Source organism: Bradyrhizobium sp. B124 (genome assembly GCF_038967635.1).
In the GTDB taxonomy this organism is placed as follows: domain Bacteria; phylum Pseudomonadota; class Alphaproteobacteria; order Rhizobiales; family Xanthobacteraceae; genus Bradyrhizobium.
On the sequence record NZ_CP152413.1, the window covers coordinates 1049933 to 1072502 of the forward strand.

Below are 22570 nucleotides of genomic sequence, written 5' to 3' on the forward strand. Positions count from 1 at the left end.
GGGAAGTGGCTGTTCCCCATCAGGACGTGCTTGAGGGGACATTTCAGCAATCGGAATTTGCCGCCGACATCACGGCGGTTAGCACTGGCAGGGCAAGCCGCGAATATCAGGATGCTGTCGCCTTCTTCGACCGTACCTTCATTACCGAAGGCATGGCGCTTCTATTAACGCAGGTGGCGCAGCGCCTCGCTGGCAAAGGAGGTGAGCCGGTCGTCCAGCTTCAGACCGCGTTCGGCGGCGGTAAGACGCACACCATGCTTGCCGTGTATCATCTAGCCACCCGAAAATGCACCTTGTCCGAGCTTGCTGGCGTTTCAGCGCTCGTCGATAAGGCTGGCTTGATGGCTGTGCCGCAGGCGCGTGTCGCCGTGCTCGACGGCACGGCCTACGCGCCGGGGCAGCCTTGGAAGCGCGGCGGCGAGACCATTAAGACGATCTGGGGCGAACTTGCTTGGCAGCTTGGCGGCACTGAAGCCTTTGCGCTGGTCGCCCAGGCCGATGCCACCGGTACATCGCCCGGCAAGGATGTGCTGCGTGCCCTCCTGGAGAAATATGCGCCTTGCGTCGTGCTCATTGACGAGTTGGTCGCCTATGTCCGGCAATTCCCCGAATCGCAGGCTATTAGCGGCGGCAGCTACGACAGCAATCTTTCTTTCGTGCAGGCACTTACCGAAGCGGTGAAGCTGGTGCCGCGCGCCATCGTACTCGCATCGTTGCCCGAGTCCGATCTTGAAGCCGGCAGCCAGCGCGGCGTTGCCGCGCTGCGGGCCCTGGAAAAGACTTTCGGCCGCCTGCAGGCGCTTTGGAAGCCAGTCGCAACCGAGGAAGCCTTCGAAATCGTGCGCCGCCGCCTGTTCGAGCCAGTGCGCGATGAAAAGACTCGGGAAACCGTCTGCCGCGCCTTCGCCGACATTTATATTGCCGAAGGCGTGAAGCTCCCCGCCGAAACCCAGGAACGCCGTTACTATGACCGGTTGTTGCGGGCTTATCCGATCCACCCGGAGGTGTTCGACAGGCTGTATGAGGACTGGACAACTATTGACGGATTCCAGCGCACGCGCGGCGTCCTCAAACTTATGGCGAAGGTCATCTATCGCCTGTGGAAGGACGACAACAAAGACCTGCTCATTATGCCCGGCAGCCTGCCGCTTCATGACGGCAACAGCCGCAACGAACTCACTTACTACCTGCCCGCCGGCTGGGACGCGGTGATCGAGCGCGACATTGACGGCGAGCGCGCCGAAACCACCGCACTTGAAAGCCGCGAGCCAAGATTTGGCCAGGTCGGCGCGGCGCGGCGCATCGCGCGCACCGTCTTTCTTGGCAGCGCGCCATCGTCAGTTGTGTCCAAGGCCGCCGTGCGCGGGATCGACCGGGCGCACATTATTCTTGGCTGTTTGCAACCAGGGCAGACTTCATCCGTCTTTGCCGACGCGCTCAACCGCCTTGCCGATCGGCTCCATTACCTCAACGCTTCCGGCGACAAGAGTCAGGACGCAACACGCTTCTGGTTCGACACTCGCGCCAATCTTCGCCGCGAAATGGAGGATCGCAAACGGCGGTTCGACGACAAGACCGAAGTGCGCGGCAGGATCGCCGAGGCCGTGAAGAAGGCGGTCGGCGGCGTATTGTTCTTTGACGGCGTGCATATCTTCACACCCCATGGGGACATACCGGACGATACCGCCTTGCGGCTGGTTATTCTGCCACCCGAGGCTTGGTACACGAAGGACGAAACCCGACCTGCTTTCGAGGCTGTTCTCGACACCATAGCCAAGAATGGAGCGAAACCGCGCTATCGCGGCAATCGCTTGATCTTCGTTGCCGCCGACCACGGCGCGCTGGCGCGCCTAAACGACGTGGCCCGGGCTGTGCTGGCCTGGATGTCGATTGTCGACGACGTCAAGGAAGGCCGGCTCAATATCGACCTCTTGCAAAAGAATCAGGCCGAGAAAGAGCTCAAGAGCGCCGAAGACGTTCTGCCCCGCGCCGTTCGCGAATGTTACAAGTGGCTGCTTTGTCCGATGCAAGATGCGCCGACCGACCCCAAGCCCGGCGTCGAGGCGTTCGCCCTGAACACGACCGGCGCTTCGGCCGGTTCGGAGATCGAGCGGATTTGCACGGACAACGAGTTGGTTATTATCACCTGGTCGCCCATCCACCTGCGCACGAAGCTCAAAGAGCTTTATTGGAAGGGTGGTCAGACTGCCGCGAACTTGTCCACTTTCTTTGAAGATACGCTGCGCTATCTCTACATGCCGCGCCTGAAATCGCGCGAGGTGCTTGCGAAGGCCATTCAAGCTGGCGCTGCTAGCAAAGATTTCTTTGGCTCCGCCTACGGTCAAGCCGACGGCAAGTTCGAAGGCTTCGCTCTTGGCAGCGGCAGCATCGTGTTCGATGATACGCTGCTTCTGATCGAGCCGGAGGCGGCACGGGCCTACGAGGATTCCAATCGCCCGAAGGCGCAACCCGCCAGCGCCGGCCAGGCCGTAGGGCCGGGCTCCGCACCGACTTATCCCAGCCCCGGCGATACACCTGCGGGAGGGGTGGTCGAGTTAGGCGCAAAGCCGCTAACGCCGGGCGCCGCAAAGGCCAGGTCGTTCTTTGGAGCAGCGGAGGTTGCGCCTGCAACTGCAAAGATGCGACTGGTGCAGATTGCGGACGAGATCGTTTCCGTTCTCGCCTCCGATCCAAATGCGAACATCCGTCTCATTGTGGAAATTTCGGCAGAGTTTCCCGCTGGAGCTAGTGACGGTGTGAGGCGAGCAGTTTCTGAAAACGCGCGCAGCCTTGGCTTGAAGACGGCAGATTGGGAATGATTCCGCGCCGTACTGGTTCGCAGCCTCGGCGAAGCAAAGCTTTGTTAGACCGAAGGCCGAACCCTTCACCAAAGTTTACACGTGCTGGGGATCCCATGCATGAATGATGGAATATCACTCGGCCATCTGTTGCAGATCGCGAGCGTGTCCTCCGGGGAGGGGTTTTGGCCGAGTACGCATCACGTTCTGTGCGGGGGAGTACGATCCATCTGACCGCATCGATGCCTAACGGGGTGACGCTGACGCTCGGCCTCGCATTCCAATCTCGAGGGCGCATATGCGGCACCGCTAGCCTAAGGAACGGGAACGGTGCACCGTTGGCGCGCTGTCTGCGAGGAACCTGCCGCATGAAGAGGGACTATGTTCCCGCCGGTGATCAAGTTGGCCCAATCGCTCATCAAGGCGCGACGCTTTTCTAGCTTTTGACCGCGCTGGTAGGCTGCCGTCGTCTCGGTCTTGTATTTGTGCGCCAATGCGGCTTCTCGGACACCGTCCGGATAGTCGGTGCACTCCTCCGCCCAGGTCGCGAACGTTGCCCGGAAGCCGTGTACGGTGACGTGCCGATACCCTAGACGATCCAGCACCGCCAGCATGGCGTTCTCGGAAAACTCGTGGCCCGCCGGATTGGCAAAGATCAACTCGCTCTGTTGGCCTTCGCTAAGCTCGTCGAGCACGTTGAGCGCCGCCTGAGAGAGCGGCACGCAATGGTCCTGGTCCATTTTCATGCGCTCACCGGGAATCCGCCATACAGGACCGGTTGGAAAGGCCCGATCGATCTCGGTCCACTTGGCGCCCACGATCTCGTTCGTGCGGCAAACAGTGAGGATCAGGAAGCGCAGCGCGACCGCGGCTCGTCCCTCGGCCGCGCGGAGCCCGCTCATAAACTGCAGTGCCTCGGCATAGGGTAGGGCGGGATGGTGACGAATGACGCGCTTGGGCCGCTTCGGGAGCTTTTCTCGGAGCTGCTTAGTAAGCTCGGCCGGATTCCGGAAATCGGGATCGTCTATGTTTGCGTTCTTGGCGATGATTGTTTCGATGCGGCCGCGAACCCGATTGGCGGTCTCACGCTTGGCCACCCAGATGGGCTCGAGCAATTCGTGAACGTGGCTCGGCTTGATCTCCGTGACGATCAGCTTCCCGATCGTGGGATAAGCGTATCGCTTAAGCGAGGAGGGCCATTGGTCACGGTGTTTCGCACTCCAAGACGACCATTGCATCCGGATGTAGGCTTCCGCGCATTCCTCAAACGTTGGCGCCGCGGTCTGCGCCTCCATCGCCTTCGCCTCTTGGCGGGCTTCACGACGTTCCTGGACGATGTCTACGCCGGCCGTGCTGCGATCGCCCTTCACCCGCAAGCGGGCCGCGTCGCGTGCAAGGCGTGCGTTCTTGAGCGACACGTCTTTGAAGGAACCCAAGCCGTGCCAGCGCTCCTTTCCGTCCTTCCAATAACGATAAGACCAGCTCTTTGCCGCAGGCCCGGTGATGATCAGGTAGAGCCCGCCGCCGTCGCTATATTTTCCGCACTTGGTTTCGCGTTCGACATCAAGTGGCTTGAGCTTTCCAGCCATGTGTTCCTCCGATGAAAACCATCCTCCGAACCCACGGTCCCAAGCTACGGTTTGCGCATTGATTGTGAGGAACGGCGGCGAACAAAGGAATACCGTCTGCCGACGAAAGCGCTGATTTTACTGGGGATTCCGAACAGCGGAGAACAACGGAGAACACTATATTGGCGGAAGGGGTGGGATTCGAACCCACGGTACCCTTGCGGGCACGCCGGTTTTCAAGACCGGTGCCTTAAACCACTCGGCCACCCTTCCGGATCATTCGGATCAGGCCCTTAGCGTAGGGCGACGCCGAACGCAACGCGAACTTGGTGAGAACACCGGAGCGAAATGGGCCGTTTGCCCGGTCCACCGGCAGCGAACCGACTGAATTCGAGCGCGAAGACAACCTGGCCTTCAGCCGATGCTGTGGAGCCGAGGCCGCAGCAATTGGCCACGGGTCTTCGTCGCATGCACGCACCACGGTTGACCGCGACCACCGCCGCTGGCCATCATGATGCCCATGAAGCGCGTCCTCTTCCTTTGCACCGGCAATTACTACCGCAGTCGATACGCCGAGGAGCTGTTCAATCATCTTGCGCGCGGCGAAAACCTGCCGTGGCGCGCCTCCTCGCGAGGCGCCGCCGAACGGGGCTCGCCCGACAATGTCGGCGCCATGTCGGTGTTTGCCGACGACCGGCTTCGCGCCAACGGCATCGTTCCAGAGGGCGCTGCGCGCTATCCGCAGCCATGTTCATTGGCTGACTTCGACGGCGTGGACGTGGTGATCGCGCTCAAGGAGGCCGAGCATCGTCCGCTGATCGAGCGGAGGTTCCCCGAGGTCGCCGGCAGGGTGACCTACTGGCATGTGCACGATATCGATGTTGCCTATCCCGCGGATGCGTTGCCGATGATCGACGAGCTCGTCCGCGAGCTGGTTTCATCGCTCAGGTAACCGGTTCGCGCTTCAGGAAGATCGCGAGCGCATATTCCGCCGGGCGTGCGAGCCTGCCGCTGATGCATTCGAGATCATCGACGGCGACGATCTCGAGGCGGCCTTCAGTGACCTTCAACCGGTCGATCGGCACGTCCCACGCGAGGAACACCTCGCCGCGAAGGGTGCCGCCTGGCGTCGAATGATCCGGCCCGAGATAACGACCGATCAGCTCAAAGCGCTCGGGCGGCAGGTAATAGCCAATCTCCTCGTGGATTTCGCGCACCACGCATTCCAGGAACGTCTCGCTGCCTTCCTTCCGCCCGCCGAACAGGCTGACCTTGCCGGGGTCGGAGACGTGAGGCAGGTCGTCGCGCAATTGCATCAGCAACCGGCCATCCGTGGTGACCAGCAGGGCGGACGTTCCTTCTCGTAACCGGCCGGACATGCGCGAATCCTCTCGCGGGAAAGGTGGAGGGGTGCGTCAAGACCGGGGCTGGGAGAAGACGGCGGATCTGCTGCGCGGATCATCTCAGCGGGGTAGACGTCTGGCTGGTATCGCCAGCACTCTGACGCTGAAGCCGGAGGTCGAGCGGCGAGGGTCGCCGCGGTCTTTCGCGTGGACGCAGATGGCGCCCAAGACATCATGTGTTCAGCCGAAAGCGAAGGCCAGCAGGCTGGAGCACAGCAGCACGAGGCTTGCTGCGGTCAGGGTTAGAAATCCGTCGGAGACCAAATCGTGATTACGCATGATACACCTGCTTTCTACCGATGCTCATCCGAATTGATTAAAGCTTTCCGAACATTCGCTCCTGGAAAGAGGTGACGCGTCTTTCCGCCTTCAACGGACTGTCAGGCCCTGTACCGATAGCCTTCCACGGCATGCGCCAAGAAGATCGCCGCACTCACCAGGCCCATCACCGCTGTAACCGTCTCGATCATCGCAAACTTCCTTTGCGCCCCACGTCCGAGAGAAAACGATTGCAGCCTTGCACAGTCAAAAAGATTCAATTGTTGGAATTGAAGATGCCCCCCGACTGATGATTTGCTGCAACAGTGTGTCTGATCGCGGGACAGGCGAGGGCGTTTTGCGCGCACGGAAGGTCCGTAGAAGGACGGAGGAGGCGCAACAGACCATTCACCAAGACGCCACCGCCCGATGGCTCTCCCCATTTCCGCCGTGTTCCGGTTGCGATATCTTCACCATCTGCTGCGGAGGTGGGCCGCACAGCGACAGAATCGATCCCGACGCCTCGAAGTAGGCGCGGGTCCTGCAGAATGGTACTTGGGGCAGATGGGGATTAGACGGCCAGATTCGATGATCCGGACGGCACGCGGCGCCGTTGCGGTGGCCTCGTGCCTCGTCCTCGCCAATTGCGCCTCCTCGAACCAGCTCACCAGCCGGATCGATCCCAAGTACGGCGTGTCCTCGAGCCCGCGGGTCGTGGCGCTCGGTGACCCCGTGCCGAAGGGCGGCGGCACCTACCGGATCGGCAAGCCCTATGTCGTCGCCGGCCGCACCTATGTGCCGGAAGAGAACGAGAACTATCGCGCCGAGGGCATGGCGTCCTGGTACGGCGATGATTTCCACGGCCGCCTGACCGCCAATGGCGAGGTGTTCGACATGGGCTCGCTCACGGCCGCCCATCCGACCCTGCCGATGCCGAGCTACGCGCGCGTCACCAATCTGAGCAACGGCAAATCGCTCGTCGTTCGCGTCAACGACCGCGGCCCGTACCACGGCAACCGCCTCATAGACGTCTCGAACAAGGCCGCCGAACTGCTTGATTTTAAAGGCAATGGCGTCGCGCGCGTCCGCGTCGAATACGTCGGGCGAGCGCCGCTCGAAGGCTCCGACGACCGCCAGCTGATGGCAACCCTGCGCACTGGAACTCCGGCGCCGTCGCCGTCGATGGTCCGGGTCGCCTCCGCGCGGCCGTTCGTGCCGGAAATGTCGTCTTCGTCGGGCCGGGTCCGCGGCGATGTCCCGCTGCCTGAAGGGCGGCCCTACAGCCTCGGCAACACCCAGTCCGACTATGCCTCGGTCAGCGCCACCTCGGAAATGTCGGCCTCGAGCCGGTCACACCGCCGCGTGCCGAACAATCCGCGCGAGGTCTCCTACGAGGGTGACGCGCGCTACGCCGCGGCCCCGAGCCCGGCGGCGGCCTATGTGCCGATCGACGCGCGTGGACCGGCCGAGGTGCTGAGCGGGCGCGGGCTCTACTGAAGCAAGCCACTTACTGAATCAAGTCGTGGCGAATCAAGCCTTTGGCCTGATCATTTCAGAAATGCGATCAGCGCCGCGTTGACCTCGTCGGGGCGCTCCTGCTGGATCCAGTGGCCGGCGCCCTCGATGATCAGCTTCTGCCGCAGGTTCGGCAGCACGCGCTCCATGTCCGCAACCCGCTTGGCACCGATCAGCCCGGTAATCACCGAATCGTTCGAGCCGGCGATGAACAGCGACGGCTGGTGGATCTGCGCATCCTGCCAGGGCGCGGTCAGCTCCCAATTGCGGTCGAGATTGCGGTACCAGTTCAGGCCGCCGCGGAAGCCGGACTGCCGGTAGCCCTCGGCGAATTGGGCGATGTCGGCCTCGGTCAGCCAGGCCGGCAGCGGCATTCCGGTCGGCAGCTTGCCGAGGAAGCCCTTGGCTTCGTCGACGAACATCGAGCTCGGATCGGAGACGCCGCGCCCGAGCACCAGCCGCATGGTGTGGGCGATGTCGCGCTCGAACTCGGCCTCCGCCACGCCGGGCGGCTGGAAGTACTGCCAATAGAAATTGGTGATACCGCCCTCGCGCAAGGTCTCCAGCGGACGGCCGCGGCCACGGAACGGCGGCGGCACGCTGAGGCCGGCGACCTTGGTGAAGATATCAGGACGGAACAGGGCCGCGTGCCAGGCGACCGGCGCGCCCCAATCGTGACCGACGATCATCGCCTTCCGCTCGCCGAGCGCGGCCACCAGCGCGACCATGTCGCCCACAGTATCGAATATCGTGTAGGCGCCGACATCGGCCGGCGCGGTGGTCCGGCCGAAGCCGCGCATGTCAGGGGCTGCGACCCGGAAGCCTGCCGCGGCGAGGGCTGCGATCTGGTGCCGCCATGAGTAAGACAGCTCCGGCCAGCCATGGCAGAGCACGACCAGTGGGCCTTGCCCGGCCTCACGCACGAACATATCGATGCCGTTGGCGGAAATGGTGCGGGAGGATGACATTCGCGTTTCCGCCTTGTTTGCCGGTTCTGCTGTCGTTAGCTGGTTCCAAGGATACGGGCGTTCAGCGCTGCCGGCAATCCAGGCGGCCGTGCACAAGCGGCGAAACCTCAGTTGTTTGCGATACTTCCAGCTGTTAGAACGCAGTCTTTCAGGACATCGCCGATGGCAGCCCAGATCGCAATTCCCCGCACGTTGTTCGCTCGCGCCGGGCGTTCTTGGCGTGGCCTGGTCGCGGCCGCGGTCGTGCTGGCGATCGGCTGCGGCGGGATGGTCTATGCCGCCAACAACAGCGTCCAGGGTGCCAAGAAGGAAGATGGCGGGTTCGACGGCGATGCGCCGACCGCGATCCTGGTCGAGGCCTCCTCGGGCAGCGTGCTGTTCGAGAAGAATGCCGATGAGCTGCGCGCGCCCTCCAGCATGATGAAGCTGATGACGGCCGAGGTGGTGTTCGACGCCATCAAGAAGGGCGACATCAAGCTGACCGACGAGTACCGGATCAGCGAGAACGCCTGGCGGCGGGGCGGGGCGCCGTCCGGGACCTCCACGATGTTCGCGGCGATCAACAGCAAGGTCTCCGTCGACGACCTCCTGCACGGTGCGATCATCCCGAGCGGCAACGACGCCTGCATCGCGCTCGCCGAAGGCATCGCCGGCAACGAGCATACTTTTGCGACCGACTTCATGACCAAGCGCGCCCGCGAGCTCGGTATGACCAAGTCGACCTTCGGCAATTCCAACGGGCTGCCCGACCCGACCAACAAGATGACGGTGCGGGAACTCGCGGTGCTAGCGCGCCACATCATCCTGACTTACCCGGACCGCTACAAGCTTTTCGGCGAGAAGGAATTCACCTGGAACAAGATCCGCCAGCAGAACCGCAACCCGCTGCTGAACGCTTTGCCCGGCGCCGACGGCCTGAAGACCGGCTACACCAAGGAAGGCGGCTACGGCATGGTCGGCTCGGCCGTGCAGAACGACACGCGGCTGATCGTCGTGGTCAACGGCCTCGAGGATTCCGAAGATCGCGCCACCGAAGCCAAGAAGATGCTGGAATGGGGGTTCCGCAGCTTCGAGACCCGGGTCCTGATCGCGGCCAACCAGCCGGTCGGCTACGCCCGGGTGTTCGGCGGCGAGAGCCGCTCGGTCAAGCTGGTCAGCCCCGATCCGATCAAGGTGATGGTGTCGAAGAACGGCAACGACAAGCTGCTCGCGCGTGTCATCTATAGCGGCCCGGTCAAGGCGCCGATCACCGCCGGCCAGCAGATCGGCGTCGTCCGGGTCTGGCGCGGCGGCAATGTCGCGATGGAGACTCCGGTGTTCGCGGCGGATGCCGTCGGCACGGGATCGACGATGCGCCGCGCGCTCGACGGCGCCCAGGAGCTTGTGATCGGAATGTTCCGCGCAGGGGTCGAGAAGCTCTGACATGGCGGAAGCAGCAGTCCAACGGCCGAGCTTGCGCGGTCGCTTCATCACCTTTGAGGGCGGCGAGGGATCGGGGAAATCGACCCAGATCCGCAAGCTCGCCGAACGGCTCGATGTCGCCAAGCTGCGCGCGATCGTGACCCGTGAGCCCGGCGGCTCGCCAGGGGCCGAGATCATCCGTCACATCGTGTTGTCGGGGATGGGCAAGCTGCTTGGGCCGGAAGCCGAGACGCTCCTGTTTGCCGCCGCGCGCGACGATCATGTCCGCACTGTGATCCTGCCGGCGCTCAACCAGGGCATCTGGGTGCTGTGCGATCGCTTCTTCGATTCCACGCGCGCCTATCAAGGCCAGCTCGGGCAGGTGTCGCCCGGCCTCGTCAATGCCATGCAGCGCGTCACCATCGGCGATCTGAAGCCCGACCTCACCTTCATCCTCGATGTGCCGGTCGAGGTCGGACTGCAACGCGCGGCTCTGCGCCGCGGCAATGCCACGGCGGATCGCTTCGAGGCCGAGGGCATCAAGTTCCATCAGGATTTGCGCGACGCCTACCGCCGGATCGCGGCTGACGATCCGCAGCGCTGTGTGCTGATCGACGCGACGGCCGATCCGGACACGGTTGCGGCACGGATCTGGGCCGCGCTGCGCGAGCATCTGCGCGCAACGCTCACCGCAGACACTCCCGCATGAGCGCACGCAAGGTCGAACAGGAGAACCCCGCTCGCCACCCGCGCGAAACCCCCGATCTGTTCGGGCATCGCGAGGCGGAGACCGCCTTGCTCGATGCCTATCGCAGCGGACGAATTCCGCATGCCTGGTTGATCGGCGGCGCGCAGGGCATCGGCAAGGCCACGCTGGCCTATCGCATGGCGCGGTTTGTGCTCGCATTCCGCAATCCGAAGTCATCCCAGGTTCAGGCGGCGCCGACGCTGCGGGTCGATCCGTCCGATCCGGTGGCGCGCCAGATCACGGCGGGCGCCCATGGCGGGCTCTTGGTGCTAGAGCGCGGCCTCAACGACCGCGGCGTGATGCGCACCGTGATCACGGTCGACGAGACGCGCGAGACGATCTCGTTCTTCGGCTCGACCGCCGCGGTCGACGGCTGGCGCGTCTGCATCGTCGACACGGTCGATGAGCTCAATCCCAATGCCGCCAACGCGCTGCTGAAAATCCTCGAGGAGCCGCCGCAGCAGTCGCTGTTCCTGCTGGTCAGCCACGCGCCGTCACGGGTGCTGCCGACCATCCTGTCCCGCTGCCGCAAATTGTTGCTGCGGCCACTGGAGACCGGCGATGTGGTGCGCGCGGCCACGGCCGCAACCGACATCGAGGCCGACGATCCTGCGCTGGCGGAAGCCGCGGCAGCGTCCGAGGGCAGCGTCGGGCGGGCGCTGACGCTGCTCGGCGGCGATGCGCTCAAGCTGCAGCAACGCACCGCCGCGCTGCTGGCAACGCTTCCGAGCGTCGATCCGCGCGAGCTGCACGCGCTGGGCGATGCGCTCGGCACCAGCGACCGCGTCGCGCTTGCCGCTTTCATCGACGGCATCGATCGCTGGATGAGCGAGCGCATGCGAACCGGCGACGCCAATGCCAATCTGCCGCGCCTTGCACGGCTGGCGGAGGTATGGGAAAAGATCGTCCGCGCCGCACGCGATACCGAAGCCTACAATCTGGAGCGCAAGCCGCTGGTTTTCTCGGTGTTTTCGATGCTCGCGGACGCGACCCGATAGACGTCTCGTCTAACAACGCACCCGTCCGAAAACACATCCGTCTGACAACACTCCCGATAATCTCGTTTCGATCTGCAAAGGATTCCGTGGTGGCGACCGCTAAGAAGAAATCGTCGAAGAAGGCCAAGAAGACGAAGAAGGCATCGCCCGCTCGCGTGACCAGCAAAGCCACGGCGAAGTCGCGCGCGGTCAAGGCCAAGAAGGGTGGGCGCGTCACCAAAAAGGCGAAGAAAGCCACCAAGGCCAAGACGGGTGCCAAGAAGCCGGCGGCAAAGAAGGTCGCCAAAAAGGCCGTCAAGAAGGCTGCGAAGAAGACCGCCAAGAAGGTTGCCACGAAGCCCACCAAGGCTCCGCCGAAGAAGGCAGCGGCGGCCGCCATGGCTCCGGCTGCAAGGAAGCCCGCAGTGCCGAAAGCTCCGGCTGCCGAGAAGGCACCGAAGGCGGCAACGGTCCACGCGCCCAGGCAACCCAAACCCGCAGCGACGGCTGCTGCGCGCGCGTCCGTCCCGGCACCTGCCGCGGACCGCGGCAACGCCTACTACATCACGACCGCGATCGCGTATCCGAACGGTCAGCCGCATATCGGCCACGCCTATGAGGCGATCGCGACCGATGCGCTGGCGCGCTTCCAGCGGCTCGACGGCAAGGACGTGTTCTTCCTGACCGGCACCGACGAGCACGGACAGAAGATGATCCAGACCGCGGCAGGCGAGGGGATGACGCCGTACGATCTCGCCACCCGCAACGCCGCGCGCTTCAAGGAGATGGACGAACGGCTCAATGTCTCGTTCGACCGTTTCATCCGCACCTCGGAGCCCGCGCACCACAAATCGGTGCAGGAAATCTGGCGCCGCATGCAGGACAATGGCGACATCTATATCGACGCCTATGCCGGCTGGTACTCGGTGCGCGACGAGGCTTATTACGCCGAGGACGAGACCACGGTCGGCGAGGACAATGTTCGCCGCGGCCCGCAGGGCACGCCGGTCGAATGGGTCGAGGAGAAGAGCTATTTCTTCAAGCTGTCGGCCTACCAGGACAAGCTCTTGCATCTCTACGAGAGCCAGCCCGATTTCATCGGCCCGGATTCGCGCCGCAACGAGGTAATGAGCTTCGTGCGGGGCGGGCTGAAGGATCTCTCGATCTCGCGCACCACTTTCGACTGGGGCGTCAAGGTCCCCAACGATCCCGAGCACGTGATGTATGTCTGGGTCGACGCCCTGACCAACTACATCACCGGCGTCGGCTATCCCGACGAGAGCGATAAGCACTGGCGCTACTGGCCGGCCGACGTGCACATCATCGGCAAGGACATCATCCGCTTCCATGCCGTGTACTGGCCGGCCTTCCTGATGTCGGCCGGCATCCCGTTGCAAAGGCGCGTCTATGCGCACGGCTTCCTGTTCAACAGGGGCGAGAAGATGTCGAAGTCGGTCGGCAACGTGGTCGATCCCTTCAATCTGGCCAACCAGTACGGCGTCGATCAGGTGCGCTACTTCTTCCTGCGCGAAGTGCCGTTCGGCCAGGACGGCAACTACAACCACGAGGCCATCGTCGCGCGCATCAATGCCGATCTCGCCAATGATTTCGGCAATCTCGCGCAGCGTTCGCTGTCGATGATCGCCAAACAACTCGGCGGCGTGCTGCCGGAGCCCGGCGAATTCAGCGACAGCGACAAGGCGATCCTGGCGCAGGCCGACGCCATGCTGGAGACGTCGCGCACCGCGATGGCGACGCAGCAGATCCATCAATGGCTCAACACGGTCTGGGCCGTGGTCGCCGAAGCCAACCGTTACTTTGCCGGCGAGGCGCCATGGGCCTTGGCGAAGACCGATCCGGCACGCCAGAAGACGGTGCTCTATGTCACCGCCGAGGTCGTGCGCCAGATCGCGATTATGGCGCAGGCCGTGATGCCGGAATCCTGCGGCAAGATGCTCGACAGCCTCGGCATAACAGCGGATGCGCGCAGCTTCGCGGCGATCGCCGAGCGGATCAAGCCGGGCACGGTTCTGCCGGCGCCGGTCGGCGTGTTTCCGCGCTATGTGGAACCGAAGACCGAGTGAGTGGTTCGAAATTCATGCTGGTCGACAGTCACTGCCATCTCGATTTCCCTGATTTCGCCGACGATCTCGACGGGATCATCGCCCGCGCCGAAGCGGCCGGCATCGGCCGCATGGTCACGATCTCGACCCGGGTCAAGCGGCTCGGCGGCCTGCTTGCGATCACGGAGCGCTTTCCGGACATCTACTGTTCGGTCGGCACTCATCCGCATCATGCCGATGAAGAGGACGGCATCCCGGCCAGCGAACTGATCGAGCTGACGAAGCATCCGAAGGTCGTGGCGCTCGGCGAGGCCGGGCTCGATTACTTCTATGAGCATGGTTCGCGCGAGGCCCAGGAGCGCGGCTTTCGCGCGCATATCGCCGCGGCCCGCGAAACCGGGCTGCCGCTCGTGATCCACACCCGGGAGGCCGACGAGGATTGCGGCCGCATCCTGGAGGACGAAATCGCGAAGGGGCCGTTCAAGGCCGTCCTGCACTGCTACACCGGCGGCCGCGAGCTGGCGATGAAGGCAATCGCGCTCGGGCTGTCGATCTCGTTCACGGGCATCCTGACCTTCAAGAAGTCGGACACCCTGCGTGCGCTGGCCGCCGAGCTACCGGCCGATCGCATCATGGTCGAGACCGACGCGCCGTATCTTGCGCCCGGAAAATTCCGCGGCAAGCGCAACGAGCCGTCCTATGTTGTCGAGGTCGCCAAGGTGCTCGCCGAGACCCGCGGCGTCTCGCTCGAGGAGATCTCGCGGCAGACCACCGAAAACTTCTTCCGGCTGTTCTCCAAGGTGCCGGCGCCGAAGGTTGCTACATGACGCTGACACTGACCATTCTGGGCTGCGGCTCATCCGCCGGCGTGCCGCGTCCGGCGCTCGGCTGGGGCGCCTGCGATCCCAACAATCCCAAGAATCGCCGCCGCCGCTGCTCGATCATGGCCGAGCGCACCATGGAGCACGGCACCACGCGGGTCGTCATCGATACGTCGCCCGACCTGCGCGAGCAGCTGATCGACGCCAATGTCGAGCACATCGACGCGGTGTTCCTGACGCATGAGCATGCCGACCAGACCCACGGCATCGACGATCTGCGCTCGGTGGTGCTGCACCAGCGCCGCCGCATCCCGGTCTACTTCAACCAGTCGACCGCCAAGGACATCATGGCGCGGTTCTCCTATTGCTTCATCTCGCCGGAAGGCAGCGACTATCCGCCGATCCTGACCCGTCATTCGATCGAGGCCGGCGAGAGCCACACGGTGCAGGGGAAGGGCGGTCCGCTGAAGCTCGAGGCCTTCCTGGTGCAGCATGGCCAGATACCTGCGCTCGGCTATCGCATCGGCGACGCCGCCTACTCACCCGATCTGCACGACATTCCCGAGGCGAGCTGGCCGGCACTGGAAGGTCTCGATCTCTGGATCGTCGACGGCCTGCGCTATGCGCCGCATCCCAGCCATTTCAGCGTCGCCGACGCATTGTCATGGATCGAGCGCTTCAAGCCGAAGCGCGCGGTCATCACCAACATGCATTCCGACCTCGACTACGAGGTGTTGCGACAGAGTCTGCCGGCCGGCGTGATCCCGGCCTATGACGGCATGCGGCTGACGCTCGATCGGGCAGGCTGAAGCAAGCCGTCGTGTTCGCGCGGCAATAAATCCAACGGGTCACACCCGGTGGACGGCATTTGAGCTTGCACTCTGCTTGAGCTTGCACTCTGCTGGAGGTCGCGAATAATCCATTTTTGAGGGAACTAGATGCTCATCGATCCCACTGCGCGGATTGAGGATGGGGCGGTGATCGGCGCCGGCACGTCGATTGGTCCTTATTGCGTTATTGGTTCCCGCGTCATTATCGGTGCAAACTGCAAGCTTATCGCGCACGTGCACATGACCGCGGAGACCACGATCGGTGGCGGCTGCACGATCTATCCGTTCGTCTCGCTCGGCACGCCCCCGCAAGCCCTCAGCTATCGCGGCGAACTGACCAAACTTCAGATCGGCCAGGATTGCACGATCCGCGAGCACGTCACCATGAATGCCGGAACCGTCGCGGGTGGCGGTGTTACCCGCGTCGGCGATCGTGGCTATTTCATGAATTGCAGCCATGTCGGCCACGACTGCGTGGTAGGGAACGACGTCGTCTTCGCCACGTCCGCGACGCTGGGCGGCCATTGCGAAATCGGCAATTTTGTCTTCATGGGAGGCCTCTCATCCGCCCATCAATTCGTTCGGATCGGGGCGCAGGCGATGATCGGGGCCACAAGTTGCGTACGTGGCGACGTAATCCCGTTTGGCCTTGCAAGCGGCCAGTACGCGGGTCTCGCCGGGCTCAACTTCGTTGGCATGCGACGCCGCGAATTTACCCGCGAACGCCTCGCGGTGATCCGAGCGTTCTATCAGAAGCTATTTCGCGGCCCCGGTGTGTTTGCCGCGCGTCTGCACGAGGTAAGGCAACTGGCGGATGCGGATCCCGCGATTGCAGAAATTCTGGCCTTCATCGACGCGGTTAGGCATCGCTCGCTGTGTCTGCCGGCGAACGACGATCATATGATTGCCGCACGCCGAAGCCCTTTCGCTGAACCGAGCCGATAGCACCGCAGAAATTTCTGGATTTTCGGTCGATACCTTCGGGAGCGTGCCGGATATCACGGCCTTCGGCGTCTTGAAGGGCGGGCCGCACTTGCACAAGATCGCCAACGGTCCTGTCTTGACCTTTCACGCAAGGGGCATATCGTTATGATCATAACGATATATTCGGGAGGATCAGATGACGGAAGCTGTGGCGGCGCGCGATTACACTGATCGCACGCGATATGACGCGCTGATGGATGTCGTGAAGAACCGCCTGACGACCCGGGCGTTCGATTCCAGCTACGTGATGCCGCCGGAGCATTACGACATGATCCTGGAGGCCGCGCGGCACGCGCCGTCGGGCGCCAATGCCCAGCCCTGGCACTTCATTGCGGTCACCGATCAGGACCTCAAGAACAGGATCACGGAGTATTTCCGCGAGGAGCAGGTCGCACGCGCGCGGCTCAAGATGAAGTTTCCGACGCCCGACTATCGCGGCCTCGCGTCGGCCCCCGGCTTCATCGTCGTCGCAAGCGACTTTCGCTGGGTCAAGGCGTTTCCTGTGCTCAACGACGGCTCCGAGCTCGACAAGATGTACAAGGAGAATGCCGAGCGCATCCTGCTGCAGAGCGTGGCGGCGGCGACGATGTCCGCCCATCTCGCGGCGACCGCGCTCGGCTATAATGTCTGGTGGGTGACCGCGATCGGGCAGGAGAAGGCCCAGCAGGCGATGAAGCCGCTGCTCGGCATCCCCGAGGAATTATCCGTGCTCGACATCATGTGCTTCGGCCCGCCGGCCAAGCCGCCGTACAAGCGCTGGAAGAAGAGCCTGGCCGATATCAGCAACTGGAACAGGTTCGATGATCAGCACTTCATGACCGAAGCCCAGATCGACGAATGGGTTTCGACCACGCGCCACAAGGTGATGTACCGCGATGCCGAGAACGTCGACTAAGGCAGCGGCGCCGGTCAGGCGCGTTGCGTCGGACTACAGGCTGGAGGACCAGGTCGGCTTCCTGCTGCGCCGGGCCTATCAACGCGCCTCGTCGAACCTGGTAGACCGGATCGGATTCTACGACCTGACGGCCCCGCAATATGCGACCTTGGCCCGGCTCTACGAGCGCGGGGCGCTGTCGCAGAACCTGCTCGGGCGGCTGGTCGCAATGGAGCCGGCCAATATCCGCGACGTCGTGCTGCGGCTGAAGAAGCGCCGCCTGGTCGCGACCCGGCGCGATGCGACCGACAAACGGCTGATCCTGATTGATCTGACCACAGCCGGCGTGGCGCTGGTCGAGCAGTTGATCCCGATCGAGATCGAATGCACCGCGACGACGCTGGCACCGCTCGATGTCGCCGAGAGGAAGCAGCTCTATGATCTGCTCGGCCGTCTGGCCGATGGCTGAGCCAGCGCCACATACTCGCCGTCGTCCCTGCCTAGTGCGCATTTGCGCACGGGAGCAGGGACCCATAACCACAGGGCATCGTGGTTGAAGTAAGCTGTCGCTCCAGCTTTGCAACACAATCGGCATTCGTCGTTATGGGTCCCGGGTCAAGCCCGGGACGACAGCGGGTATGTGGCGCGCTCAGGCCGAGATCGCCTTGGCCGATCCGACCTGGTTGCGCAGCAGGAATTTCTGGATCTTGCCCGTGGACGTCTTCGGGATCACCCCGAACACCACTGACTTCGGCGTCTTGAAGCCCGGCATGTGCTCGCGGCAATAGGCGATGATCTCGGCCTCGGTCGTCTTGGCACCGTCCTTCAGTTCGAGGAAAGCACAGGGCACTTCGCCCCATTTCGGATCGGGCTTGGCGACAACAGCGGCAAACAGCACGGCCGGGTGCTTGTAGAGGATATCCTCGACCTCGACCGAGGAGACGTTCTCGCCGCCGGAGATGATGATGTCCTTCGAGCGGTCCTTGATGATGACGTAGCCGTGCTCGTCGAGCACGCCGAGATCGCCGGTGTGAAACCAGCCGCCGGCGAAGGCTTCCTGCGTCGCCTTCTCGTTCTTCAGATAGCCCTTCATCACGATGTTGCCGCGGAACATGACCTCGCCGATGGTCTCGCCGTCGTGCGGCACCTCGCGCATGGTCTCGGGATCGAGCACGGTGACGTCTTCCTGCAGCGGATAGGCCACGCCCTGACGCCGCTTCAGCTGCGCGCGCGCATCGGCCGACAGCTCGTCCCAGCCCGGCTGCTCGGCGCAGACGGAGGCGGGGCCGTAGACTTCGGTCAGCCCGTAGACATGGGTCAGCTTGATGCCGATGCGCTCGGCGCCCTCGAGGACTGCGACCGGCGGCGCCGCGCCGGCGATCAGGCCGACGACGGGCTTCGCCTTGCCGCCCTTCGGCGCATCGGGCGCGTTGATCAGCGTGTTGTAGACGATCGGCGCGCCGCACATGTGGGTGACGCCGTGCTTCGGGATCAGCTCGAAGATCTTGGCGGGATCGACCTTGCGCAGGCAGACATTGACGCCGGCGGTCGCCGCGATCGTCCAGGGAAAGCACCAGCCGTTGCAGTGAAACATCGGCAGCGTCCAGAGATAGACCGGGTGCTGGCCGAGATTGCCTGCGAGGATGTTGCTGACGGCGTTGAGATAGGCGCCGCGGTGATGGGTCACCACGCCCTTCGGATTGCCCGTCGTGCCCGACGTATAGCTCAGCGCGATTGCATCCCATTCGTCGGCCGGCGGCCGCTCGGCGAATGCGGGATCGCCTGAGGCGACCGCCGCCTCATATTCGATCTCGCCGATCCGCTTGCCGGCGGCGAAGGCCGCATCATCGACGTCGATCACGAACGGCTTTGCGCCCTTCATCAGGGTCAGGGATTCCGCGATCACGCCGGAGAATTCGGGATCGACGAGAATAATCTTCGCGCCGCCGTGATCGAGCTGGAACGCGATCGATTCCGCATCGAGACGGATGTTGAGCGCGTTCAGCACCGCGCCGGTCATCGGCACCGCGAAGTGCAATTCGTTCATCGCCGGGATGTTCGGCAGCATCGCGGCCACCGTGTCGCCATGGCCGATGCCGCGGCCTGCGAGATAGGATGCGAAGCGCTTGCAACGTTCGTAGGTCTCTTTCCAGGTGAAGCTGCGGCCCTCATAGACCGTGCTGACATGGTCGGGATAGACCGCGGCCGAGCGTGCCAGGAAGCTCAGCGGCGTCAGCGGCACGTAGTTGGCGGGCGTCTTGTCCAACCCCATCGTGTACTGGTTCTGAGCTGCACTCATGGCTCTATCCCATCCGCAAGGTGCTTTTAAAGGAAACCGATCGATATCCAGGGGAAGATGGCGACGATGATCAGGCCGATCAACAGCGCCAGCATGTAACCCCAGATCGGCCGGATACCCTCGGCCGGATCGACGCGCCCGATGGCGCAGGCGGCATAATAGCCGACGCCGAACGGCGGCGCGAACAATCCGATGCCCATCGCCAGGATGATGATCATGGCGTAGTGCACCTCGTGGACGCCGACCTGGCGCGCGATCGGAAACAGCAGCGGCCCGAACAGCACAATGGCCGGAATGCCTTCCAGCACGCTGCCCAGGATCACGAAGGCCAGGATCGAGACCGCGATGAAGGTCGCCGAACCGCCGGGCAGCCCGGTCATCGACGCTGCCAGCGCCCGCGAGAAGCCGGACTGGGTCAGCCCCCAGGCCATGCCGGTCGCGGTGCCGATGATGAAGAGGATCGCGCCCGACAGGCACGCCGTGTCGATCAGCATCGGCACCAGCCGCCGCCAGTTGAACTTGCGGTAGATCAACAGGCCGATGACGAAGGCGTAGACGATGCCGATGGTTGAGACTTCGGTCGCAGTCGCGATACCCTCGACCACGGCGTAGCGGATCACGAAGGGCAGGGCCAATGCGGGCAGGGCGAACACCAGCGCCTTGCCGATCTCGCTGCCGGTGGCGCGCTGCACGTGGCTCAAGTTCTCGCCGCGGTAGCGCCACCACACCAGCCCCGACAGCGTGATTGCCAGCACGACACCCGGCAGCAATCCGCCGGTGAACAGCGCCGAGATCGACACGCCGGTGACCGAGCCGATCGTGATCAGCACGAGGCTCGGCGGAATCGTTTCGGTCTGCGCGCCGGTGGCGGCGAGCAGCGCGACCAGATCGCCCGGCTTGGCGCCGCGCTCCTTCATTTCCGGGAACAGCACGGGCGCGACGGCGGCCATGTCGGCGGCCTTGGATCCGGAGATACCGGAGACCAGGTACATGGCGCCGACCAGCACATAATGCAGGCCGCCGCGGACATGCCCGAGCAGGCTCGCCAGGAACGCGACCATCGCACGCGCCATGCCGGTCATCTCGATCAGCAGGCCGAGAAAGACGAACAGCGGCACCGACAGCAGGATGAGGTGGCTCATGCCCTCGTCCATCCGGCCGACCAGCACCATCAGCGGCGTCCGCGTGGTCAGCGCCAGATAGCCGAAGATCGCCATGCCGAAGGCAAAGCCGATCGGCACGCCGGCGAACACGCAGAAGCCGACCACGCCGACGAAGAAGATGATCAGATTGAGGTTGCCGAGCGGCCGCAGCATCGGCTGCGCCAGCCAGAACACGCCGATCAGCGCGACCACCGTCAGCGCCGCCAGCAGGAAGGTCTTGAAATCGCCGACCCGCGCCAGCCGCAGCAGCGCAAACAGCCCCATCAGGCAGATACCGACCGGCAGCGCCGCCGCGCGCCAGGTGTTGGAAATCTGCAGCGCCGGCGTCGTGATGAAGCTTTCCTCGTAGGCGTATTCATAGGCCGGCCGCACGATCAGGATCAGGAACGCCAGCGCGGCGCAGGTCGCGACCACGTCCAGATAGCCCCACAGCCTCGGCCCGGCGCTCGCGACGAGCGCCGTCATCCGCATGTGCTCGCCGCGGCGGAACGCCACCGCCGACCCGAGCATCGCAAGCCACAGGAACAGGATCGACGCCAGCTCGTCGGACCAGATCAGCGGCGCATGCAGCACGTAGCGCGACACCACGCCGGCGAACAGGATCACGACCTCGGCGACGACAAGGATTGCCGCCGGAATTTCGACCAGCCATCCGAGCGCAGCCTCGATGGAACCGAGACCGGAGCGGCGGCGAGGGGGCTGTGACGCCGCCTCGCCGGCCACGGCCGGCGTCATCTCGACATGAGCCATGGCAAGCCTCCCGCTTGATCGATCAGGACAGTTTGCCGACGGACTTCTCGAGCAGATCCCAGGCCTTCTCGCCGTACTTGCCCTTCCACTCGGCGTAGAAGCCGGCGGCGCGCAGCTTGTCGCGGAACGGCCCGACCTCGGGCTGGTTGAAGACGAGGCCTTTGCCCGTGAGCTCCTGCTTCACGGTGGCGTTGAGCTTCTCGGTGTCCTCGCGCTCCTTGACGGCGGCCGCGTTGACGTTCTTGGCAACGATGGTCTTGATATCGTCCGGCAGCGCCGCCCAGGCCCGGCGGTTCATCAGGAACCAGAAGCCGTCCCACATGTGGTTGGTCATCGAGCAATACTTCTGCACCTCGTACAGCTTCGCCGCCGAGATCAGCGCCAGCGGATTTTCCTGGCCTTCGACGATCTTGGTCTGCAGCGCCGAATAGACCTCGCTGAAATTGATCGAGGCGGGCGATGCATCGAACGCCTTGAACATCGAGGTCCACAGCGGCGACACCGGCACGCGGATCTTGAAGCCCTTGAGATCGTCCGGACCGGTGATCGGCTTGGTCGACGACGTGGTCTGGCGGAAGCCGTTGTCCCAGATCTTGTCCATGACCTCGAGGCCGGCCTTGTTGATCTCGCCGCGCACATAGGCGCCGAGCTCGCCATCCATGGCCTTCCAGACCGCGGGATAATCCGGGAATGCGAAACCGATGCCGTTGATCGAGGCGGCCGGCACCAGGGTCGCCAGGATCAGGCCGGACAGCGTGAAGAACTCGACGCCGCCGGAGCGCACCTGGCTCAGCATGTCGGTATCGGAGCCGAGCTGGCTGTTCGGGAACACCTGCAGGTCAAACCGGCCGTTGGTCTCGGTCTTGATCGCCGCAGCCATCTCCCGGGCGCGCGCCACGAACGGATGCGACTCCGGCAGGTTGTTGGCGAACTTGTAAGAGAACTCGGCCGACTGGGCGCGCGCGACATACGGTGCGCCAATTCCGCCCAGGACGGCGGAAGCGGCGGAAACCTTCAGCAGCGTGCGTCGTGAAAAGCTCATTGGTGTTGCTCCCTCGAGAGGCTTGTTGTTGTTCTGAGATGCCATCCTATACGGACCTGATGCCGCGGGGTCACCAGCGATCTCTGCACAGCTGGCGCTTATTGCAGC

General features: G+C 63.8%; 18 protein-coding genes and 1 tRNA gene. 12 read left to right on the forward strand and 7 right to left on the reverse strand.

The genetic code is table 11. The annotated features are described in order from the left end of the window. The first annotated feature begins 5 nt into the window (after window positions 1–5). Window positions 6–2819 (forward strand): ATP-binding protein, encoded by a 2814-nt coding sequence (locus AAFG13_RS04820; RefSeq protein WP_342711287.1) that lies wholly within the window; start codon window positions 6–8, stop codon window positions 2817–2819. A 293-nt stretch (window positions 2820–3112) separates the two neighbouring features. Here AAFG13_RS04820 and AAFG13_RS04825 read toward each other — a convergent pair whose 3' ends face one another. Both AAFG13_RS04825 and AAFG13_RS04830 read right to left on the reverse strand, forming a co-directional pair. Then, a complete protein-coding gene (locus AAFG13_RS04825) occupies window positions 3113–4387 on the reverse strand; it encodes a tyrosine-type recombinase/integrase (protein ID WP_342711288.1) in 1275 nt (424 codons plus the stop codon). Window positions 4388–4549: 162 nt separating this feature from the next. Beyond that, window positions 4550–4639, reverse strand: a tRNA-Ser gene (locus AAFG13_RS04830). 247 nt (window positions 4640–4886) lie between these two features. Here AAFG13_RS04830 and AAFG13_RS04835 point away from each other — a divergent pair. Next, window positions 4887–5318, forward strand: coding sequence for a low molecular weight phosphatase family protein (locus AAFG13_RS04835; RefSeq protein WP_342711289.1), 432 nt, complete (start codon window positions 4887–4889; stop codon window positions 5316–5318). Here AAFG13_RS04835 and AAFG13_RS04840 read toward each other — a convergent pair. Beyond that, window positions 5311–5745: an NUDIX domain-containing protein gene (locus AAFG13_RS04840; protein WP_342711290.1), complete on the reverse strand. Its 435-nt coding sequence runs from the start codon at window positions 5743–5745 to the stop codon at window positions 5311–5313. The genes AAFG13_RS04835 and AAFG13_RS04840 overlap by 8 nt on opposite strands. An 870-nt stretch (window positions 5746–6615) precedes the next feature. On the opposite strand from AAFG13_RS04840, the gene AAFG13_RS04845 reads away from it, so the two are divergent. Next, window positions 6616–7524, forward strand: a complete 909-nt coding sequence (locus AAFG13_RS04845) for a septal ring lytic transglycosylase RlpA family protein (protein WP_249132418.1) — start codon at window positions 6616–6618, stop codon at window positions 7522–7524. Window positions 7525–7574: 50 nt separating this feature from the next. On the opposite strand, the gene AAFG13_RS04850 is transcribed toward AAFG13_RS04845, so the two are convergent. Continuing rightward, a complete protein-coding gene (locus tag AAFG13_RS04850) occupies window positions 7575–8510 on the reverse strand; it encodes an alpha/beta hydrolase (protein ID WP_342711291.1) in 936 nt (311 codons plus the stop codon). Window positions 8511–8672: 162 nt separating this feature from the next. Between AAFG13_RS04850 and AAFG13_RS04855 the strand changes: the two genes are divergently transcribed. The 9 genes from AAFG13_RS04855 to AAFG13_RS04895 all read left to right on the forward strand — a co-directional run bounded on the left by AAFG13_RS04855 (window position 8673) and on the right by AAFG13_RS04895 (window position 17677). Further along, window positions 8673–9932: a D-alanyl-D-alanine carboxypeptidase family protein gene (locus AAFG13_RS04855; protein WP_212314466.1), complete on the forward strand. Its 1260-nt coding sequence runs from the start codon at window positions 8673–8675 to the stop codon at window positions 9930–9932. A gap of 1 nt (window position 9933) precedes the next feature. Continuing rightward, a complete protein-coding gene (gene tmk, locus AAFG13_RS04860; protein WP_342711292.1) occupies window positions 9934–10620 on the forward strand; it encodes a dTMP kinase in 687 nt (228 codons plus the stop codon). Then, window positions 10617–11657, forward strand: a complete 1041-nt coding sequence (locus AAFG13_RS04865; RefSeq protein ID WP_212314468.1) for a DNA polymerase III subunit delta' — start codon at window positions 10617–10619, stop codon at window positions 11655–11657. Before tmk ends, AAFG13_RS04865 begins: the two co-directional genes overlap by 4 nt. Window positions 11658–11746: 89 nt before the next feature. Then, window positions 11747–13720, forward strand: a complete 1974-nt coding sequence (gene metG / locus AAFG13_RS04870; protein ID WP_342711293.1) for a methionine--tRNA ligase — start codon at window positions 11747–11749, stop codon at window positions 13718–13720. Window positions 13721–13734: 14 nt separating this feature from the next. Beyond that, window positions 13735–14526 (forward strand): TatD family hydrolase, encoded by a 792-nt coding sequence (locus AAFG13_RS04875; RefSeq protein WP_342713549.1) that lies wholly within the window; start codon window positions 13735–13737, stop codon window positions 14524–14526. Further along, entirely contained in the window at window positions 14523–15329 is an 807-nt protein-coding gene (locus AAFG13_RS04880) for an MBL fold metallo-hydrolase (protein WP_342711294.1), read from the forward strand. Before AAFG13_RS04875 ends, AAFG13_RS04880 begins: the two co-directional genes overlap by 4 nt. 129 nt (window positions 15330–15458) lie before the next feature. After that, a complete protein-coding gene (gene lpxA / locus AAFG13_RS04885) occupies window positions 15459–16295 on the forward strand; it encodes an acyl-ACP--UDP-N-acetylglucosamine O-acyltransferase (protein WP_342711295.1) in 837 nt (278 codons plus the stop codon). Window positions 16296–16470: 175 nt separating this feature from the next. Next, entirely contained in the window at window positions 16471–17229 is a 759-nt protein-coding gene (locus AAFG13_RS04890; RefSeq protein ID WP_342711296.1) for a nitroreductase family protein, read from the forward strand. Beyond that, window positions 17210–17677: a MarR family transcriptional regulator gene (locus AAFG13_RS04895; protein ID WP_342711297.1), complete on the forward strand. Its 468-nt coding sequence runs from the start codon at window positions 17210–17212 to the stop codon at window positions 17675–17677. Before AAFG13_RS04890 ends, AAFG13_RS04895 begins: the two co-directional genes overlap by 20 nt. Window positions 17678–17857: 180 nt before the next feature. Here the strand turns inward: AAFG13_RS04895 and AAFG13_RS04900 are convergent, their stop codons facing one another. The 3 genes from AAFG13_RS04900 to AAFG13_RS04910 are packed head-to-tail and all read right to left on the reverse strand — an operon-like array spanning window position 17858 to window position 22462. After that, window positions 17858–19507 (reverse strand): acyl-CoA synthetase, encoded by a 1650-nt coding sequence (locus tag AAFG13_RS04900; protein ID WP_342711298.1) that lies wholly within the window; start codon window positions 19505–19507, stop codon window positions 17858–17860. Between the two features lie 26 nt (window positions 19508–19533). After that, window positions 19534–21420 (reverse strand): TRAP transporter large permease subunit, encoded by a 1887-nt coding sequence (locus tag AAFG13_RS04905; protein ID WP_342711299.1) that lies wholly within the window; start codon window positions 21418–21420, stop codon window positions 19534–19536. 22 nt (window positions 21421–21442) lie between these two features. Further along, the gene (locus AAFG13_RS04910; protein WP_342711300.1) at window positions 21443–22462 is read right to left on the reverse strand and encodes a TRAP transporter substrate-binding protein; all 1020 of its coding nucleotides are present in this window, start codon (window positions 22460–22462) and stop codon (window positions 21443–21445) included. Window positions 22463–22570 lie beyond the last annotated feature (108 nt).

What these genes read in the sequence shown, in the direction of transcription:
- AAFG13_RS04900 (WP_342711298.1), bottom strand. Translation starts at nt 19,507, where the DNA reads ATGAGTGCAGCTCAGAACCAGTACACGATGGGGTTGGACAAGACGCCC.
- AAFG13_RS04840 (WP_342711290.1), bottom strand. Translation starts at nt 5,745, where the DNA reads ATGTCCGGCCGGTTACGAGAAGGAACGTCCGCCCTGCTGGTCACCACG.
- AAFG13_RS04850 (WP_342711291.1), bottom strand. Translation starts at nt 8,510, where the DNA reads ATGTCATCCTCCCGCACCATTTCCGCCAACGGCATCGATATGTTCGTG.
- AAFG13_RS04895 (WP_342711297.1), top strand. Translation starts at nt 17,210, where the DNA reads ATGCCGAGAACGTCGACTAAGGCAGCGGCGCCGGTCAGGCGCGTTGCG.
- AAFG13_RS04855 (WP_212314466.1), top strand. Translation starts at nt 8,673, where the DNA reads ATGGCAGCCCAGATCGCAATTCCCCGCACGTTGTTCGCTCGCGCCGGG.
- AAFG13_RS04905 (WP_342711299.1), bottom strand. Translation starts at nt 21,420, where the DNA reads ATGGCTCATGTCGAGATGACGCCGGCCGTGGCCGGCGAGGCGGCGTCA.
- AAFG13_RS04910 (WP_342711300.1), bottom strand. Translation starts at nt 22,462, where the DNA reads ATGAGCTTTTCACGACGCACGCTGCTGAAGGTTTCCGCCGCTTCCGCC.
- AAFG13_RS04825 (WP_342711288.1), bottom strand. Translation starts at nt 4,387, where the DNA reads ATGGCTGGAAAGCTCAAGCCACTTGATGTCGAACGCGAAACCAAGTGC.
- tmk (WP_342711292.1), top strand. Translation starts at nt 9,934, where the DNA reads ATGGCGGAAGCAGCAGTCCAACGGCCGAGCTTGCGCGGTCGCTTCATC.
- AAFG13_RS04835 (WP_342711289.1), top strand. Translation starts at nt 4,887, where the DNA reads ATGAAGCGCGTCCTCTTCCTTTGCACCGGCAATTACTACCGCAGTCGA.
- AAFG13_RS04875 (WP_342713549.1), top strand. Translation starts at nt 13,735, where the DNA reads ATGCTGGTCGACAGTCACTGCCATCTCGATTTCCCTGATTTCGCCGAC.
- AAFG13_RS04890 (WP_342711296.1), top strand. Translation starts at nt 16,471, where the DNA reads ATGACGGAAGCTGTGGCGGCGCGCGATTACACTGATCGCACGCGATAT.
- AAFG13_RS04865 (WP_212314468.1), top strand. Translation starts at nt 10,617, where the DNA reads ATGAGCGCACGCAAGGTCGAACAGGAGAACCCCGCTCGCCACCCGCGC.
- AAFG13_RS04880 (WP_342711294.1), top strand. Translation starts at nt 14,523, where the DNA reads ATGACGCTGACACTGACCATTCTGGGCTGCGGCTCATCCGCCGGCGTG.
- AAFG13_RS04845 (WP_249132418.1), top strand. Translation starts at nt 6,616, where the DNA reads ATGATCCGGACGGCACGCGGCGCCGTTGCGGTGGCCTCGTGCCTCGTC.
- lpxA (WP_342711295.1), top strand. Translation starts at nt 15,459, where the DNA reads ATGCTCATCGATCCCACTGCGCGGATTGAGGATGGGGCGGTGATCGGC.